Annotated in this window: 15 protein-coding genes; 8 read left to right on the top strand and 7 right to left on the bottom strand. The window is 66.5% G+C overall.

The window, feature by feature from the left end:
• Positions 1-18: 18 nt before the first annotated feature.
• The 3 genes from V2L32_RS19740 to V2L32_RS19730 form a co-directional block, all read right to left on the bottom strand.
• Complete coding sequence (locus tag V2L32_RS19740) at positions 19-783, bottom strand: phosphocholine cytidylyltransferase family protein (protein ID WP_331234316.1); 765 nt, start codon at positions 781-783, stop codon at positions 19-21.
• A gap of 443 nt (positions 784-1,226) precedes the next feature.
• Entirely contained in the window at positions 1,227-1,967 is a 741-nt protein-coding gene (locus V2L32_RS19735) for a polysaccharide deacetylase family protein (protein ID WP_331234315.1), read from the bottom strand.
• A gap of 24 nt (positions 1,968-1,991) precedes the next feature.
• Positions 1,992-2,933 carry a glycosyltransferase gene (locus V2L32_RS19730; RefSeq protein ID WP_331234314.1) on the bottom strand — a complete coding sequence of 314 codons (942 nt, stop codon included), beginning with the start codon at positions 2,931-2,933 and terminating at the stop codon, positions 1,992-1,994.
• A gap of 103 nt (positions 2,934-3,036) precedes the next feature.
• Between V2L32_RS19730 and V2L32_RS19725 the strand changes: the two genes are divergently transcribed.
• The 5 genes from V2L32_RS19725 to V2L32_RS19705 all read left to right on the top strand — a co-directional run bounded on the left by V2L32_RS19725 (position 3,037) and on the right by V2L32_RS19705 (position 7,164).
• Positions 3,037-4,029 (top strand): glycosyltransferase, encoded by a 993-nt coding sequence (locus V2L32_RS19725; RefSeq protein ID WP_331234313.1) that lies wholly within the window; start codon positions 3,037-3,039, stop codon positions 4,027-4,029.
• Between the two features lie 64 nt (positions 4,030-4,093).
• Positions 4,094-5,332, top strand: a complete 1,239-nt coding sequence (locus V2L32_RS19720) for a glycosyltransferase family 61 protein (RefSeq protein ID WP_331234312.1) — start codon at positions 4,094-4,096, stop codon at positions 5,330-5,332.
• Between the two features lie 76 nt (positions 5,333-5,408).
• Positions 5,409-5,696 carry a hypothetical protein gene (locus tag V2L32_RS19715; protein WP_331234311.1) on the top strand — a complete coding sequence of 96 codons (288 nt, stop codon included), beginning with the start codon at positions 5,409-5,411 and terminating at the stop codon, positions 5,694-5,696.
• A gap of 128 nt (positions 5,697-5,824) precedes the next feature.
• Positions 5,825-6,256 carry a ParB N-terminal domain-containing protein gene (locus V2L32_RS19710; protein WP_331234310.1) on the top strand — a complete coding sequence of 144 codons (432 nt, stop codon included), beginning with the start codon at positions 5,825-5,827 and terminating at the stop codon, positions 6,254-6,256.
• A 53-nt stretch (positions 6,257-6,309) separates the two neighbouring features.
• Complete coding sequence (locus V2L32_RS19705; protein ID WP_331234309.1) at positions 6,310-7,164, top strand: ParB N-terminal domain-containing protein; 855 nt, start codon at positions 6,310-6,312, stop codon at positions 7,162-7,164.
• Here the strand turns inward: V2L32_RS19705 and V2L32_RS19700 are convergent.
• Both V2L32_RS19700 and V2L32_RS19695 read right to left on the bottom strand, forming a co-directional pair.
• Positions 7,161-8,336: a Gfo/Idh/MocA family protein gene (locus tag V2L32_RS19700; RefSeq protein WP_331234308.1), complete on the bottom strand. Its 1,176-nt coding sequence runs from the start codon at positions 8,334-8,336 to the stop codon at positions 7,161-7,163. The genes V2L32_RS19705 and V2L32_RS19700 overlap by 4 nt on opposite strands.
• Positions 8,337-8,412: 76 nt before the next feature.
• The gene (locus V2L32_RS19695) at positions 8,413-9,339 is read right to left on the bottom strand and encodes a hypothetical protein (RefSeq protein ID WP_331234306.1); all 927 of its coding nucleotides are present in this window, start codon (positions 9,337-9,339) and stop codon (positions 8,413-8,415) included.
• Between the two features lie 223 nt (positions 9,340-9,562).
• Here V2L32_RS19695 and V2L32_RS19690 point away from each other — a divergent pair, with 223 nt between their 5' ends.
• On the top strand, positions 9,563-10,924 hold the full coding sequence (locus V2L32_RS19690) for a hypothetical protein (protein ID WP_331234305.1): 1,362 nt from the start codon (positions 9,563-9,565) through the stop codon (positions 10,922-10,924).
• A 75-nt stretch (positions 10,925-10,999) separates the two neighbouring features.
• Positions 11,000-12,808 carry an ABC transporter ATP-binding protein gene (locus V2L32_RS19685; protein WP_331234304.1) on the top strand — a complete coding sequence of 603 codons (1,809 nt, stop codon included), beginning with the start codon at positions 11,000-11,002 and terminating at the stop codon, positions 12,806-12,808.
• Between the two features lie 63 nt (positions 12,809-12,871).
• Here the strand turns inward: V2L32_RS19685 and V2L32_RS19680 are convergent, their stop codons facing one another.
• Positions 12,872-14,239: an O-antigen ligase family protein gene (locus V2L32_RS19680; protein ID WP_331234303.1), complete on the bottom strand. Its 1,368-nt coding sequence runs from the start codon at positions 14,237-14,239 to the stop codon at positions 12,872-12,874.
• Positions 14,240-14,244: 5 nt separating this feature from the next.
• Entirely contained in the window at positions 14,245-15,546 is a 1,302-nt protein-coding gene (locus tag V2L32_RS19675; RefSeq protein ID WP_331234302.1) for an O-antigen ligase family protein, read from the bottom strand.
• Positions 15,547-15,775: 229 nt separating this feature from the next.
• Here V2L32_RS19675 and V2L32_RS19670 point away from each other — a divergent pair, with 229 nt between their 5' ends.
• Complete coding sequence (locus tag V2L32_RS19670; RefSeq protein ID WP_331234301.1) at positions 15,776-16,876, top strand: glycosyltransferase family 4 protein; 1,101 nt, start codon at positions 15,776-15,778, stop codon at positions 16,874-16,876.
• Positions 16,877-16,953 lie beyond the last annotated feature (77 nt).

Raw genomic sequence — 16,953 nt, 5'->3', positions numbered from 1 at the left:
CCCGGACGCCCCGCCGGATCACAGCGACTGCTCGACGTGCGCCTCGGGCCATCGGGTGCGCGCCCGTTCGAGGTCCTCGGGCGTGTCGATCTCCATCCAGGTGTCGTCGACCTCGACGTAACCGATCTCGCGCTCGTCGAAGAGCCGGTCGAACGCCGCCTCGTACCAGTCCGTCACGGCCCCGCGCTCGACGAACTCCTCGATGTGCCCGAACAGGAGCGTCGTATCCTCGGCGGTAAAGCGCGAGACGCCGATGTACTCCCCGTCGCCGTCCTCGAGGTAGACACCTGTTTCTCGGTTCTCACTATCCAGGTTCTTCCCGATGGTTTCGATGTGGTCGGAACCGAAGGCGACCTGCATCTCCTCGTCGTCGAGGTCCTGCTCGGTGTCGACGAGCAGCGCGCTCCCCTCGGCTGCACACAGCTTCTCGAGACTGCTCGCGGGGAAGAGGGTGTCCGCGTTGATGAGGGTGAACCCGCCTTCGGCGTACTCGCGGGCGAGCCAGAGCGAGTAGATGTTGTTCGTCGTGTCGTAGTCGGCGTTGTGGACGAACTCGATCCCGATGCCCTCGCGGGCGTCGCAGTGAGCTTCGACCTGTTCGCGCCCGAAGCCCGTCACGACGACGGCCTCCTCGTAGCCGTTGGCTTCGAGGCTGTCGAGGATGTGATCGAGGATCGACTGGCTCCCCACGTCGAGAAGCGTCTTCGGCGTCTCGTCGGTGAGCGGCTGGAGTCGCTTTCCCTGCCCCGCCGCGAGGACGATCGCTCGTCGGTCGTCGTTCATTGCTCTCCACTCTATCGAGCGCTACATAAACATATATCGACACCTGTCCCGATCGGTCGGCGCTTAGCCGGGGCCAAATCGTCTCGGACGGCAACGGTTTCCGGGTGCGATCGATCGGTCCGTCCGGGTCCGGTGAGTCGGTCGATCAGCGCGCGCTTCTTGCGTCACTGCTGGCCATGTGGACGTGCTCACCTCCCAGTGACGCTGCCAGGCTACGGAGAGACGGTCGATCTGAACGGGAGCGGGCGACCGACCGCACCGGTGACCGTCGGTCGTCGTCGTACGCCCCGTTCGCGAGCGCCGCGGAGTCGAATCGGTAGCCGAACCCGGCGATCGCTTTCGGCGGCGAGACGGCCCTCGGACGCCGCCGTCAGTTCGATCGCCTCCGACGGTACTCCAGATACGTCGCCCTGGTTCCAGTCGCACGCGAGAACTCACGACGGTTACGAGAGCCGCGTGAGGTGTTTCTTCGCGTCCGAGACGGTGAACCTGAGCGTCGAGAGGGGGACGGCGCCGTTTATTCGGGGGACGAGGTACGGATCGGTGTCCTCCCCGATGAGCGCGTGTGATCCCTCCCCCCTGACGGCGTACTCGTGGCGTTCCGCCACGACCTCTCTGGCCTCCGCCGACCACTCGTAGAACGGGTAACTGAACCGGTCGATCCCGACTCCGACGGCGGACTCGACGCGTTCGGTCCCGCCGGTGATCTCCTCGTGTAACTCCGCTTCGTCGGTGATCTCCGAGAGCGGGACGTGGGTCATCGTGTGCGAGCCGACGGTCACGAGCGGGTCGTCGGCGACCGCTCGCAGCTGTTCTGCCGTCATGAGCGGTTCACCCCGGATCGAATCCAGCCCCGGCGGGTCGGTCACCGACCCCCCGATGGCGAAGACGGTGGCCGGGACGTCGTACTCGCGAAGCAGTGGAACCACGTTCTCCTGGAACGACCGGAGCGCGTCGTCGAACGTGAGCGCGATCCGCTTTCGATCGCCTCGCTCCAGGACTGCGGGAAGGTCGACGACCTCGTAGGTCGCAGTGAGCCACTCGAGCTGCGCTCCGAGCCGTTCTGGAGGGATGTCGTCGTACCCACCGCCACCGACCGAGTGATAGGCAAGGACGGTGTTGTGGCTGTCCGGAAGCCGCTGGTAGAGCCCTGTCCGCCCGAGTTCCCGCAGTCCTCGCTTCACGCCCTCTCGTATCACGGCTGCCCCCTAGTTCCACTCCCCGCTTCGGGACCGTTCGATCCACTCGGCGATCCCGCCGGCGGTCCGGGCGAGTTTGCTCGCGTAGTCGATCGCGTAGAGCCCGCCCACCTCTCCGGGACTCGGATCCGTCTCGTCGGTGAGCCGTCGGTAGAAGCCCCACGGTTTCGGGGGGAGGAACTTCCGCGGGTGAAGGGGATGGGCGCGTTCGGCCGCTTCCGTCCGATCGGGATAGTAGACCTGCTTCTGGATCGCCCCGCGTCCGATCCGGACCTGCTTTCCGAGCCACGCGCGCAGATCCGTCCGCGCCGCGTGGTACATCGTGATTGTCGGCTCGAAGTGCTGGACGAAGCCTGCCTCGGCGACGCGCTTTCCGAACTCGCCGTCGCCCTGCGAGACGATCCGCTCGTCGAAGGTTCCGACAGAATCGAACACCTCGCGTCGGATCGAGAGGCTGCCCGTTCCGGTGAACTCGCGCTCTCGCATGTACCGTTCGACGGGGAACCCGCCGAGCGTCCGGTCGTAGGTCGCGGTGAGCGTCTCCTCTCCTTCTACATAGAGTTCGACCGGACAGCCCATGTAGTCCCAGCCGTGTCGATCGTAGGAGTCGAGGACCGACTCGGCCCAGTTTTCCTCGACGGTCATATCCGCGTCGACGAACGATACGACCTCCCCGCGTGCGTGTTCGATCCCTTCGTTGCGGGCGGCGTACGAGCCCTGGACCTCGTCCTCGACGAGCAGGTGGACGTTATCGTAGAACGAAGAGAATGCCCGGATCACCTCGGGAGTCCCGTCGGTGCTCCCGTTGTCGACGGCGAGCACCTCGTAGCGCTCTGTGGGATAGGTCTGTTCCGTCACCGACTCCAGGGTCAGCCTCATCCCCGCCGGGTCGTTGTAGACCGGGATCACCACCGAGAGCGTCGGTTCGCTCGACCCGTCTGCGTTGCTCACGTGCCGAGAAACGCGGCCGACGTTCTAAACCCGTCGATACACCCGAGAGCGAGAGCTGTCGTCGTTCAACAGGTTGATGCGTGTCGGTACGAATCCGGGAACGATGAGCAGCATACTCGGCTCCATCAGGCGCGGCCGGTCGGGAGAGGAGACGTTCCCCTCGACCTCGATCGTCATCGAGTGGGAGAACGTCATCCACGCCGAGGAGAGCCGTTCCGAGAGAATGCTCCGGGCGCTGAACGCCCAGCTAGCGGAGCTCGCCGATCGCTTTCCCGAGACGCCGGAGATCATCTTCGTCTACAACCCCGAGGACGTCGAGGAGACCCAGATCAGACACTTGGCGTCGCTCACGCTCGACGACCACCACGACCCGCAGTTCGTCGCCTCGCCGGGCTCGCACTTCTACGAACTGAAGAACGTCGGTGCCGAGCGCGCCACCGGCGACGTGCTCGTCTACGTCGACAGCGACGTCGTCCCCCAGGCGGGCTGGCTGGCGGAGATCGTCTCGCCGTTTCTCGAGGAGGGGACGGAGATGGTGCTCGGCCACCCCTACGTCGAGACCGACACCCGGTACAAGTCCGCCGTCGCGATGTTCTGGTTCTTCCCGACCGAGGAGGAGGCCTACGAGGGCTACATGGCGTGTAACGTCGCGTTCTCGCGCGAGGCGTTCCTCGAGTACCGCTTTCCCGAGGAGGACTCCTACCGGGGCCAGTGCGTCGAACTGAAGCGTCGACTCGAAATCGACGAGAGGTGCCTCTACAACGCGCCGGAGGCGAAGGTCTCACACCCCGCGATGAACGGGCTCGATCACTTCGTCAACCGCGCGGTCTGCAGCGGCTACGACTCGGACTTCTGGTACCGCTACGGCGAGGAGAGGAGCGAGAAAGACCGCGCGAAAGCGGCGGTCTCGAAGCTCGTTCACCGCGCGAAACAGGTGGGGTACAACGTGCTCTCGCGACGCGAATCCGTCTCGAACGATCCGGCGACGATCGCGCTCGCGCTCGCGCTCGGCGCGTCGTACTACCTCCTTGAGTTCGTCGCCCGACTCGTCGCCATCGTCAGACCGAGCCTGATCGAGCGACACTTCCGGATCTGATGGCGATCGTCGGTCGTCCGCCGCGATCCGCCAGCCGACCTCACACTCCCGAGTACTGGATCCGATGAACGCCCCACGAGAGCTCCCGGGCCGGGCCGCCGAGATCTACCGCGAGCACGGCCCACGGGTGCTGGCGCTGAAAGCGCTCGGCTTCCCGAAGTCGATCGCGCTCCACCGGGGACTGGAGTTCGTCACGCGAGCGGGCCTCGACCGGCGGGCCGCAGAACGGAGCTACCGCTGGTTCGAAGCCCAGGAGACACCGTGTCGGATTTCGCCCGTGGACGTCCCTCGAGAACTCGGGCAGTTCGCCGGCGAGTACCACCCGGAGCCACGGTTCCTCTGCGAGGTGCCCGACTGCCGTCTCGTCGGCGACAGCGCGGTCGGCCTGCTCGACGACCGGATCCTCCTCGATACCGCGGGCTCGCACTACGAGCACTTCTTCACCGCCCACAAGGACTTCCTCGGGACGAAGACGGCGCTCGAACTCGTACTGCGCAACGTCGCCTCCCGGTCGCCTTCGGTACCGGAACGCTCGCTGCCCCCCGTGCTCCCGCTCGTCCCGTTCTACGACAACTACTACTACCCGTGGCTGGTCGAGTACCTCCCGAAACTCCGGTTGATCGAACGGTACGAGGCCGAAACCGGACGCGAGCCGGTGGTGATCGTCGAGGAGGACCCCCCCTCGTTCGTCCGGGCGACGCTGGCGCTGCTCGGCTACGACGGACGGTACGTCGAGTGGGACGGCGCGGAGTGTACCGTCGACCCCCTCCTGGTGACCGACCACCGGCTCGCGACGTCGTGGGCGGGCCCACGATACGGCTTCTCGCTCTCGGCCGAGGACTGTCTGTGGGTTCGCGACGCGATCCGGTCGGCGGTCGATCTCCCCTCCGCGTCGTCCGGCGGGAAGCGACTCTACGTCTCTCGACGGGCGACGGACCGGGGTCGCCGGGTCGCGAACTACGACGAGATCGAACCGGTCCTCGATAGCTACGGCTTCGAGTCCTACGTCCTCGAGTCGCTTCCGTTCGCCGAGCAGGTCCGCCTGGTCTCGGACGCCGAGGTGATCCTCTCGCCGCACGGCGCGGGACTCGCGAACGGTCTCTTCGCCGAGGACCCGACGGTCGTCGAACTGTTCGCGGAAACGCTCGTCCGCCCGTCGTACTACCTGCTCTCGGGGATGCTCGGCTTCGAGTACGAACCGATGGTCGTCGAGCCGGTCGCCCACGACCCGCACGACGACCTGCTGGTCGACCCCGACGAGCTCTCGGACCGCCTGGATGCGGTCGTCGACGATCCACAGTAGACCGGGGCGTGCGATCCGTCCACACGGTTCGTAGGCGATCCTCCCGTTTATTCCTCGCCTCCCCTATGACTGAGCAATGAGTGGTCTATCGCTCGTCCGGAAGGCTCTCCGACGGTTTCACGAGGAGGGCCCGCTGACCGTACTCTCCGTCGCACACGAACGACTCTCCGACCGATTCGACCGGTTTCGGGTAGCGAGGACCTACGCCTCCGTCCCGGACGGGACGACCGTGATCGAGGTCGACCCCGGCCGGATCGAGCGGTACCTCGTCGAGGGCGAGCACCCCGCGACGAGCTACCGGGTGAAGAACGGCTTCGCGACGAAACACGAACTCGACAAGCTCACTTCCCGATCGACCGGTTAAAAGGGGCGATCGTCCCCGGAGAGTGGGATCGATACACGAAATCCCACTGGTTCGACCGGGTCCACCTCGCGGCCAGAGAGTGCTTCGTCGAGGGGAAGGGGTGGGAGGAGACGGAGTACGGCCAGCACATGCTGGTGCTCAACGAACTGTACGGCCACGGCTTCTTCGACCGCCGAACCGACCGCTGTGACGCGCTCAATCGCGACGTGGCGAGCGAGGGATACGAACCCGAGCCGAGAGAGGACCGAAAGGTCGCCGTCAACGTCGGCCGGGACGGGGAACTGACCTTCAACAACGAGGACGGCCACCACCGGCTGGCGGTGGCGAAGATACTCGATGTCGACCGAATCCCCGTGACCGTCGTCGTTCGACACGCGGAGTGGCAGGCGATCCGCGAGGCGGTCGCGAGCGCCGACTCGGTCGACGATCTCGGCGATCGAGGACGCGATCATCTCGACCGCCCGGACGTGACCTCGCTCCACGCGTTCGACCGGGAGGATCGATCGAGTTCGGTGATCGGAGGCTTCCGACGACCGGTCGAGGCGCTGTTCGGGCGGTGAGATCGGTTCGACCACCACAGCCCGTATATAGCACGCCGACGATAGTGTCCCCGATGGCCGTTCGCGAGCTTCCGTCGAGGGCGGTCGGAAAGTGGCGCGAGGACGGGTTCGTCGCCCTCCTCTCTGCTGCGTCGAGCCGTGTTCGCCAGGCTGCGAGACGGGTTCGGGTCCGACGAGCCTACCGGCGAACGTCGCTCGGCGCCGACGTCATCGACGTCGATCCGGGTTCGATCACGCATTTCCTGATCGAGGGTCGGCACCCGGCGACCAGCTACAGGACCGAGAAGGGCCTGATAACCAAACACGAGCTATCGAAGGCGTACTTTCCGGTCCAGTTCTTCGGAGGGAGGGTCGTCCCGGGGGAGTGGGACCGACACCGTAAGCCGTATCGGTTCGACCGGGTGTACAGCGCCTTCGCGGATCACTACCTCGATGGGGTCGACTGGATGGAGACGGAGTACGCCCAACACATGCTGTTGATGGGTGAGTTGTACGACGTCCAGGCCGTCGAGCAGCGGATCGGTATCTGTGAGTCGCTCTACCGGTCGATGCTTCGAGACGGCTACGAGCCATCGTCGGACCCCACTCGAAACGTTCCGGTGAACGTCGGACGGGACGGAACGCTGATCTTCAACAACTGGGAGGGCCACCATCGCCTGGCGCTCGCGAAGGTCCTCGGCATCGACCGTATCCCCGTGTTCGTCGTCGTTCGTCACGAACGGTGGGAGGCGATCCGGGAGGTCGTCGCGAGCGCCGCCTCCGTCGACGACCTCGACGAGCGGGAGCGTCGACATCTCGACCACCCGGACGTCCGGCCACTCCACGAGTTCGACCGGAGGGATCGACCGTCGAACTCGCCGCGCACACCCGATACGTCACCCTGGTCTGCGGGGCGGTCGCTGAGTTAGCTCGGCCGCAGCCGTCCCTCCTCGACCATCGCTTCGAGCGGGTTGTCCTCGATCTCCAGTGGAAGCTCGACCCGCTCTTGTCGACGTGCGGACTCCCAGCTCCCGAAGATAAGCTCCGTCGCCGACAGCGCGGTCTCGGCGCGAAGCACCGACTCCCTGCCCTCCAGCGTGGCGTCGACCACCTCTCGAAGCGCCCTGTGGATGTACGGCTCGAAGAACGGATCCCGACCGCGTTCGTGGATCCGCTCGGCGATCGGCCGCAGGAGCTGGGGGCCGGGAAGCGCGTCGTCGGCTCTCCTGAGCGCGACGACCGGGAGGCTCGGCTCGACCACCACGTGCGAGACCCGCTCCATCCCCGTGTCGATCGACCGCCACTCGTCTTCGGTACTCCCTCTTACCCGGAGCGAGGGACCGTTCTCGCGACCGATCTCGATCGTCCCCTCGCTCCCGCGGAGCGTCATCAGGGATCTTCGATCGCCCACGCCCGTCTCCGCGAACCCCGTGACTCCGGTGTCGTAGACCCACTCGCTCATCGCCCGGTTCTCGTTGTGGACGCCGTAGCGGACGTCCTCGTCGTCGTAGACGAGCAGCGCGCGCACCCACTCCGGGTCGGCCCCTCCGGTGAAGTAGGCGCAGAGATCGAAGAGGTGGGTGCCGAAGTCGTAGAGGTTCTTCCCGCCGACCTCGATCCGTTCGAGGTCGCCGATCTCGCCGTCGTCGAGCAGCACCTTCGCCTGTCGGAACGGCCCGGCGAACCGGCGCTGGTGGTTGATCGAAAGCGAGACGCCTTCGGCCTCGCAGACCTCGACCATCCGCTCGCAGTCTCTCCAGGTCGACGCCATCGGCTTCTCGCAGTGGATCGCGCCCACCCCGGCGTCGGCACAGTCGGCGACGAGATCGGCGTGCGTGTTCGCCGGCGTGCAGACGCTGACCAGGTCCGGCGAAGTCTCCTCGAGCATGATCCGATGGTCCGTGTAGACGCTCTCCGCGCCGAGGTCGTACCGGTCGGCGAACGCGAGCGCGTTCTCCTCGACGATGTCGACGCAGGCGCTCAGCTCACAGTCGTCGATTCGTTCGTACGCGGAGGCGTGACGGTACCCCATCGCGTATCCCACGCCACCGGCCTCCTCGGGATCGGGTCCGGTGCCGATCACGGCTACTTCGAGCGTCATTCTACCGGGACCTTTTCGAGTCCGACGTATATCTCCCCCGTTGTCCATCGAGCGATTCGGATCAGCGCCGGAGGAGCTACTGGAGGTCCCGGAGGTCGGGGTGGTCCGGGATCGATCCGCTCTCGTACAGTCGGTCGCGGTAGGCCATCCACTCGCTGTGCCTGACGAGGAACCCGACCGGGATCGTCTCTAGGCCGAGGATCTTCGCGATCGAGGTGCGATGGTCGCCGGCGACGTGGAGGAGTTCGCCCGTCCGGCCGACGTCGACGAGCACCTCCCCCGCCACGAGGTGACGGAAGCTCTCATAGCGCTCCGGGTCGCGGTCGCGTAGCTCGCGTTGGCTCTTGAACCCCGAGGTCCGGATCTCCTCGTAGAGCTCGTCGAAGAAGCGACATTGCTCGAGGATCTCCTCCGGCGAGTGACAGCCCTGCCAGGCTTCCTTTCCCCGGCGTGCTTCCTCCAGTCGCTCTCGGATCAGGTCGATCTCCTCCCACTCGACGCCGTCGACGAAGTGCTCCTCGAACGCCCGGTAGGTGAGCTTGTTCTCGAAGAGGGCGTTCTCCCCCCACGAGGCGTTCGGGCCCCTGGCGATCCCCTCGTGGTCTGGTCGCGGTCGATCCCAGTCTCCTCCCACGACGGTTCCGAACAGCCGGGATTTCCCCTCCCACGCCGGATACGGCCGCAGCGACGACCGCGCGATCCGCGCCGGATCGACGGACTCGACCTTGAACGGGTCGAGCGGCGCGTCGTACCGGTCGATGTCCCTCGTGTACGCACGTCGGTGGTACTCCGGTGCGACCCGCCAGTATAGATCCGGGTGCGCTCGCCGGAGCCCCCCCAGTGGCCCTTCCTCGATCAGCCGTTTTCCCGCGTATCCGATCCCCTCCTCGCGATAGACCCTGGCTGCCCGCCGCGAGAGCGACCCGATCCGGCCCGGTAGACCGTCGCCCAGCAGGTCGGCGGGCTGCCGACCGAGGCGGGCCCACCGGTTCGCTCTGCTCATGCCCGTAGCAGTAGAGGGGAAGTAGTTAAACATCCGCTTCTCCCCGGACGACTCGCCCGCACACCGACGGACACCTCGGCCGACATACAGTATCGCGTTCCGCCCGAGTGAAACCGGGCCGAGGAAGGTGTAGACGACGCGACCGTCTCTTCGCGTCTCGCAATCATTCTCCCGGATTCGTATAGTAACGTTTAGAGTATACTGGTCCTAAGCGACACGTAACGTGTTAAACACCCGGCCCTCCGTCTCGATAGATGCCATCTCGGTCCACGACGGTACCGAGGTGCGCTACGACCTCTCGTACTCGCGTCGGTTCGGGCGGTTTCTGACCGGTGTCGATCCGTACGTCCGGTACTCGGAGGACGTCTCCGCGGTCCCCGAGAGCATTCTCGTCGTCCCGCTTCTCACCACGCTCTGTCCGCTCGCGTGGATCACCGGCACCGAGGTGTCCGTCGGTCGGGTCGACTCACGCGTTCTCCGCTCGCTCTCGGCGCTCCAGCGAGCGTACGCCGACCAGTACCCCGACGCCCCGTTCGACCGGGTCGAGCCGATCCGGTACGAGACGGTCGTGAACACCCGATCACCACGGACGGAGCGAGCGGTAGGCGTGCTCTTCACCGGTGGCGTGGACTCGACGACGACGTACCTCAACCACCGGGAGGAAGAGCCCCACCTCATCACGGTCAGAAAGGAGCGCGAGACCCGCGAGAACACCTGGAGGAAACGCTCGACGATGATCGATGCGTTCGCCGAGGAGAACGGTCTCACCGCCCACTACGTCGAGACGAACGTGAAGTCGATGGTCGATAAGTTCACGGTGAACCTCTACTTCAGACACCTGCTCAACGACTCCTGGGACCGGACGATGTACTTCGGCATCGGCTACCCGGGGCTCACGGCGCCGATCACCCACAACGAGGGGATCACGCGGATCTACCAGTCGGCCGATTACATGCCCCACGAGGGGTTTCCCAACTCCGCACAGCCACGGCTGGTGGACACGCTCCGCTGGTCGGGGACGGCCGTCGAGTCCGACGCGGTCGGGACCACGCGCCAGGAGAAGATCGAACTGATCGGCGAGTACTTCGCGGGCCGGGAGACCGCCTGGGAGATCAGTAGCTGTGACGAGGGCGGCGAGGACTCGCTCTCGTGCAACCGGTGTGGGACCTGTCTCCACACGATCACCGGCTTCCTCGTCGCCGGCCACGACCCGGAAGAGTACGGCTTCGAGGTCGACGAGAGGACCTTCGACCGGATCCGGTCGCACGTCGAGGGAGAGCGGTTCACCGCCGACAGCGTGAAAGCGCGGTTCTGGATCGAGATGCAAGAGCGGGTCGACCCCGATCGGGTGGACCTACCGTACGACGGCGTGAACGAGTTCCTCGAGTGGTTCGCGGACGCGACGATCTCCGAGGAACTGAGCCACCCGCTGCCGATCCACGAACCGAACTACACCGCCAGCCTGAAACGGCGACTCTGTACGAAGCTTCCGTACCCGTTCGACAGCGTCGCGACCGAACTCTATCTCACCTACGTCCTCGACGGATCCGTCGCCGAGCGTGCCTCGGCCCGACCGAAGCGGTAACCGTCGGTACCGACCGTTGCTCATCCTCTCGTTAACTCGGCAGGTTGAAATAGCGGACTCCGTAAGACGTCTCCAATGGAACCGGATCGGGAGACGGAGGACCTCTCTCTCCGCGAGAAGGCGCGTGCGTTCTGGCGCGTCGCGATGTTCAAACCCGTCCTGACGGCGTTCATCATCGCGTTCAGTGCGCTCGCCGCCCTCCTCCAGGGGGTCGGGCTGAGCTTCCTCATGCCGATCATCGAGGTGGTTCAGACACCGGACGACCCGACCGCAGAAGGTGGTCTCGTCGGGGCGTTCGCGATGGCCTACGACACGGTCGGCGTCCCGTTCACGCTGGGCTACATCGTCCTCGGCCTCGCGCTGGTGATGACCGCGCGCTACACCGCGACGTTCATGGTCGGCTGGCTACGGATCGCGCTCTACACGGAGTACATGCGACACCTCCAGACGCTGTCGATCGAGCGGTCGGTCGACGCGCGGATCGCGTACTTCGACCAGCACGGCTCCGACGACATCATGAACGCGATCGTCACCCAGGCCGAGTACGCCGGGAAGGTGATCCGGGACTTCATCCAGTTCTTCGAACAGGTGCTCCTGGGGGTGATGTACCTCGCCGTCGCCTTCTACCTCGCCCCACAGCTGACGGTGCTCGCGCTCGTCCTCCTCGGGGGGCTGACGTACCTCATCAGATACGTCCTCGAACCGGGCTACACGCTGGGTGATCGGGTTGCGGACGCGAACGAGCGGATCCAGGAGTCCGCACAGGCGGCCACGCAGGGGATCCGGGACGTCAAGCTCTACACGAAGGGCGACGACGTCCTGGGTACGTTCAACGAGGCGATCGACCAGTTCGTCACCTCCTACGTCAAACTCGGGCGGAACGAGGAGGCGATCGACGCCTTCTACAACCTCGCGGCGGCGCTCGTAGTCTTCGGGATGATCTATGTCGCGCTCACGTTCGCGAACATGTCGCTGGGCGCGCTCGGCGTCTTCCTCTTCGCGATGTTCCAGCTGGCACCCGTCGTCAGCCGGGCGAACAACCGGTTCTACAAGGTCGAGGGGCGGCTCCCGCACCTGATTCGCACCCAGGAGTTCGTCCGCGAACTGGAGGCGCAGGCCGAACTCGACTCCGGTACGAGGGAGGTCCCACGCCCGCCGACGCCGATCGGGTTCGAGGACGTCTCGTTCACCTACGACACCGGCGAGGAGGAAGAGCCGGTCCTGAAGAACGTCTCCTTTTCGGTCGACGAGAACGAGTTCGTCGCGTTCGTCGGCCAGTCCGGGGCCGGGAAGTCGACGATCGTCTCGCTTTTGGCGCGGCTCTACGAGATCGACTCCGGGCGGATCACGGCCAACGGGGTGCCGATCGAGGAGATCGACCTCACCAAGTGGCGTGAACGCATCGCGTTCGTCCGCCAGGACCCCTTCATCTTCAACCGCTCGCTCAGGGAGAACGTGATGATCGGCAACGAGGCGGCCACCGAGCGCGAGTTCCAGCGGGCGTGCGAACTCGCACACATCGACGAGTACGTCGGGCAGCTACCCGATGGCTACGATACGGTCCTCGGGGACAACGGCGTGCGGCTCTCCGGGGGTCAGCGCCAGCGCGTCTCGCTCGCCCGCGCGCTGTTGAAGGACGCGGACCTGCTCGTCCTCGACGAGGCGACGTCGGACCTGGACACGAACATCGAAGAGGAGGTCCAGTCGGCGATCGAATCGATGGACCGGGGCTACGCGATGATCGCCATCGCCCACCGGCTCTCGACGGTCCGCAACGCCGACCGGATCTACACGCTCGACGCGGGCGAGATCGTCGAGAGCGGCCCGCACGACGAACTCGTCGAGGGCGACGGGAAGTACGCACAGCTCTACGCGACGCAGTGATCGATCGGTCAGCGTCGTGCGGGTCTCCGATGGGGCTCGCGCGGGCTCTCTTCGCTCCGCTCGTTACGCGTCTCTCTCTCCAGTCACGCCGAGATGGAGCGAGAGCTCACTCAACGCGGACGTCGGCTGGGTGTAGCCCACCGCGAGCGCCCAGAGCACCGACGAGAGGTTCGTCCCGAAGACCGTCGCCCCGTCGAACAGCTGGAAGACGAGCACCAGCACGACCAGCGAGTACGCGCCGACCGCCAGCGGTGCGGCCGCCTCCCTCCCGTAGACGAGTTCGAGCGCCGTCGGCTCCCGTATTCGACCTCGTAGCCCGTCGAACGCCGACTCGCGGACGCCCCTGTACGCCAGTGTGAGCGCCGAGACGAACAGCGCCACGTAGGCGAGGCCGCCGACGACGCCGCCGATGACGAACATCCGGATGTAGCTGCTGTGGATGCCGGTGAACCCCGCTCCGTAGAGCCGCTCGGCCGCGCCGTGCGAGTCGACGATCCCCCACCCGAGCACCGGCCGTTCGGCGAACGCCCGATACGACAGCGTCCAGTCCCTGATGCGTTCGTCGAGCGCCGCCTGTATCGTCGCACCCGGTCCCGGGAGCAGTCCGACCGCGACGGCGACGCCGAGGAGCGTCCCGACGACGCCGAGGAGCGTCGCGCCCAACAGCGCCTCGCTCCCGGCGAGCGAGTAGACGGCGAGCAGTACCGCGACGGCGAGCAGCGCCAGGCTCGCCGCGCGCCCGAGCGTGAGCGCCACCCCGGTGACGTTCATCGCCGCGACGGCCACCGCCCAGGGGCGGCGGCGTTCGACGTAGAGCGCAGCCGCACAGACCGCGCCGAACGCGAAGAGCACCCGGAGGTAGTTCCGGCTCTCGAGGATCGACGACGGCGGGTAGAAGGCGAAATCGAGGACCACGCGCTGTGGGCCCGCCTGGTCGAACGGATAGCCCAAAAGGGTGAAGTTCCCCCAGAGGACCGTGGGAACGCTCGTGAGGAAGCCGAACGCCCCGAGGAGGGCGATGACCACGAACGCCCGTTCCCTCGAGACGACCCCCGGGACGACGAAGAGCGCGACGCCGGAGAAGACGACGAACGCGGCGGTGTGAACGAACGCTGCGGGCGTTGGGTTGCGAAGGAGGGTGAGGACGAAGACCGCCCAGAGGACGAGCGTCGGAACGACGATCGCGGGGTGGGTCCGGAGCGAGAGGTCGAGTCGTCGCTGCTCGGGCCTCCATCGGTAGAGGAGGACGACCGCGAGAAAGGCGAGGAGGCCCACCAGCGCGACGAGACGCCCGGCCGACGGGGTGACGAACACCGAGAGGCCGAGTACACAGGCGAGGAGGAAGGCCGCGAACGCGACCGTCTCGGGGTGGTTCGGTGTTCGTGGGCGGTCGCGGGGTTCGTCCGCGCGGTGCAGTCGGTCTTTCCGCATGGGTCTCATCCGGTCGAGAGGACCTCCCGCGGTCTGATCTCGACGACCCTCGCGCCCCCGTACGAGAGCGCGAGGCCGAGGTAGATCGCGAGCAGTACGGAGTTCAGCGAGAGCCCACCGAGCGTCATCGACTCGAAGGTCATGGTCACGAGGATCGCGACGAGGACCGCCGATACGTAGACCGGCCACCAGTCGCCCCGCTCGCGCGGGGAGAACCGCGTCCTGAGGGCGCTCACGATCACCGCCCCGACCGCGTAGAACACGGCCGTGAGGTAGAGCGCGCCGGCGACGACCCCGGTCTGGAGGAGGATGTTGATGTAGGAGTTGTGCGTCCCGTAGCCGACCGGGCCACCGGGGGGGACGTAGGGGGCGATCTCGGCCGCCGTGTCGCCGAAGCCGATCCCCACGAGCGGGTCGGCCGCGAGGCGCTCGATCGACGCCATCCAGAGCGTACCCCGCACGGAGATCAGCAGGTCGATCAGCGCGACGACCCTGGCCGGGAGGAGGCCCTCGATCGCCGTTCCGAGCAGGCCGGTCACGACGAGCGCGCCCGTGGTCAGCGCGCCCGCGAAAACGACCGCGATCGCCGTCTTCCTGAACGCGACCGCGGCGACGAGCGCCGTCCCCGCACCGAGGCCGAGCAACGCCCCGGTGGAGTCGCTCGTCAGGACCGCCAGCGAGCAGAGGACGATCGCGCTCAGAGAGAGGGGGCGAGGGCCACGCGCTACCGCGTGAAGGACGGCCGTGATCGTGCAGACCATCATGAAGAAGCCGTAAGTGTTCGGGTTCGAGAACACCGAGTTCGTCCGGTAGCCGGAGAACCCGTAGACGTTCCCGCCCGTCCAGGGGAACGTCGCGAGGTCGGTAACGGACTCGACGGCGAGCATCGCGAAGCCGATCGCCGCGACGAGGACCCCGATCGCGGTGAGCGTCGTCACGAGCCGGCGACGCCCGTCCGAGCGGTCGATCACCCCCGGGAGGAGGAACATCGCGACGATCACGCCGAGCGGCGTCACGAGGACGTACGCGAGCCGGTCGAGCGAGCGATCGACGAACCACCCGGCGGTGAGGACGAGCCAGTAGCCCCCGAAGAGCGCGAGGAAGACGAGGTCGATACGAACCTCGACGTCGGCGACGAAGACGAGGTAGACACCCGCGACCGTCAGCGCGACCAGCGAGAGTCCGTATCCGACGGTCGACGAGAGCAGCCACGTGTTCGTCGTGAGGGCGGCGAGGATACAGAGCACCGGGATCCAGATCTCGTTCGGGCGGGGGACGGCCGCCGCGCTCTGCCGGACGTATCCCATCTACCGATCACCTTCCCGGGATCGACTATTCACTCTGTCGATGGGTTTCCAGCCCGGGTCGACTGCACTCACGAAGACCGAGATCCGGCGCTCGTGAGAGCACTGACTCCGGTACCGCCTCGCGACACAGTCGAGGGGAGTCGGCCGGTTACGAAATCCGACAGGGGATCACATCGGCCAGCGCCGTCGACCGACCGAGTGAAATCGGTTCGGCCTGAACCGTCTCGGTATGTCTCATATACTCGTCCTCCTCAACTGGATCCGGCCGACGACCATCGAGTACGACATCTCGGAACGGCTCGGCCGGGAGCCCGGCTTCGAGGTGACGGTCGCCTGTTACGAGGACGCATCGCTCGAGGAGACCGAAGCTCCCGTCGACACCGACGCGGTCTCCCTCGAGTTCCTCGGGGCGAGGAACCGATTCGACCGGACGGCGATCGGGCGGCTCCGTGAACTCCTCACGGCCGGTCGATTCGACCTGCTGCACACCCAGACGAACTTCTCCGGTGCGCTCGGACGCGCGCTCGCGCCCTCCGAGCTCCCGATCGTCGACACCGAACACGCCGATCACCGGCTGCACTACTCCGCCGCCCAGAACGCGGTCAACGCGACGACGCTCTGGCGTGCCGACCGCGTCGTCGCGAACTCGCAGGCGACGCTCGATTCCTTCTACCCACACGAACGACTTCTGGTCCCGGAGCGAAAGCGCCGCGTGATCTACAACGGCGTCGACATCGACGCCATCGACGCCGCGCGCCCCGAGTCGAACCCGTGGGAGACCGACCGCCCGCGGGTGACGACCGTCGGCCGGATGATCCCGACGAAGAACCAGCGAACGTTGATCGCGGCGTTCGACGACGTCAGGCGGTCGGTGCCCGACGCGGAGCTGATGATCGTCGGCGACGGACCCGAGCGAGCGGCGCTCGAACGGTTCGTCCGGGCTCGCCGCCTCGGAGACCACGTCACGTTCACCGGCACCGTCTCCCGTCTCGACGTCTATCGGATCCTCCACGCGAGCGACCTCTTCGCGCTCAGCTCCCACTCCGAGGGGTTCTGCGTCGCGCTGGTCGAGGCGATGGCCTGTGGGCTCGCGCCCGTCGTCAGTGACATCCCGGTACTCCACGAGGTCGCCGGTGAGACCGCCGCCTTCGCCGACTCGAGGAGCCCGGAGTCGTTCGCGGCCGCGATCCGGACGCTGCTGCGCGACCCGGAACGACGCGAACGACGCGCCAGGGACGCCGACGAACGGGCGCGGACGGAGTTCCCGCTCGAACGGAGCGTCGAGGAGTACCGTGCGCTCTACGACGAGGTGCTCGCCGAACGTGGGTGACGCTCGCTGGCACGCTCACTCTCTCGCGTTCGCCGAACCGCCGGCGCCCGATCGAGCGTCGGGCTCCCGGAATGAGA

Source organism: Halalkalicoccus sp. CGA53, from assembly GCF_036429475.1.
In the GTDB taxonomy this organism is placed as follows: Archaea; Halobacteriota; Halobacteria; order Halobacteriales; family Halalkalicoccaceae; genus Natronorarus; species Natronorarus salvus.
Note: the sequence above shows the minus strand (reverse complement) of the source record. Positions and strands in the feature narration are given on the sequence as shown.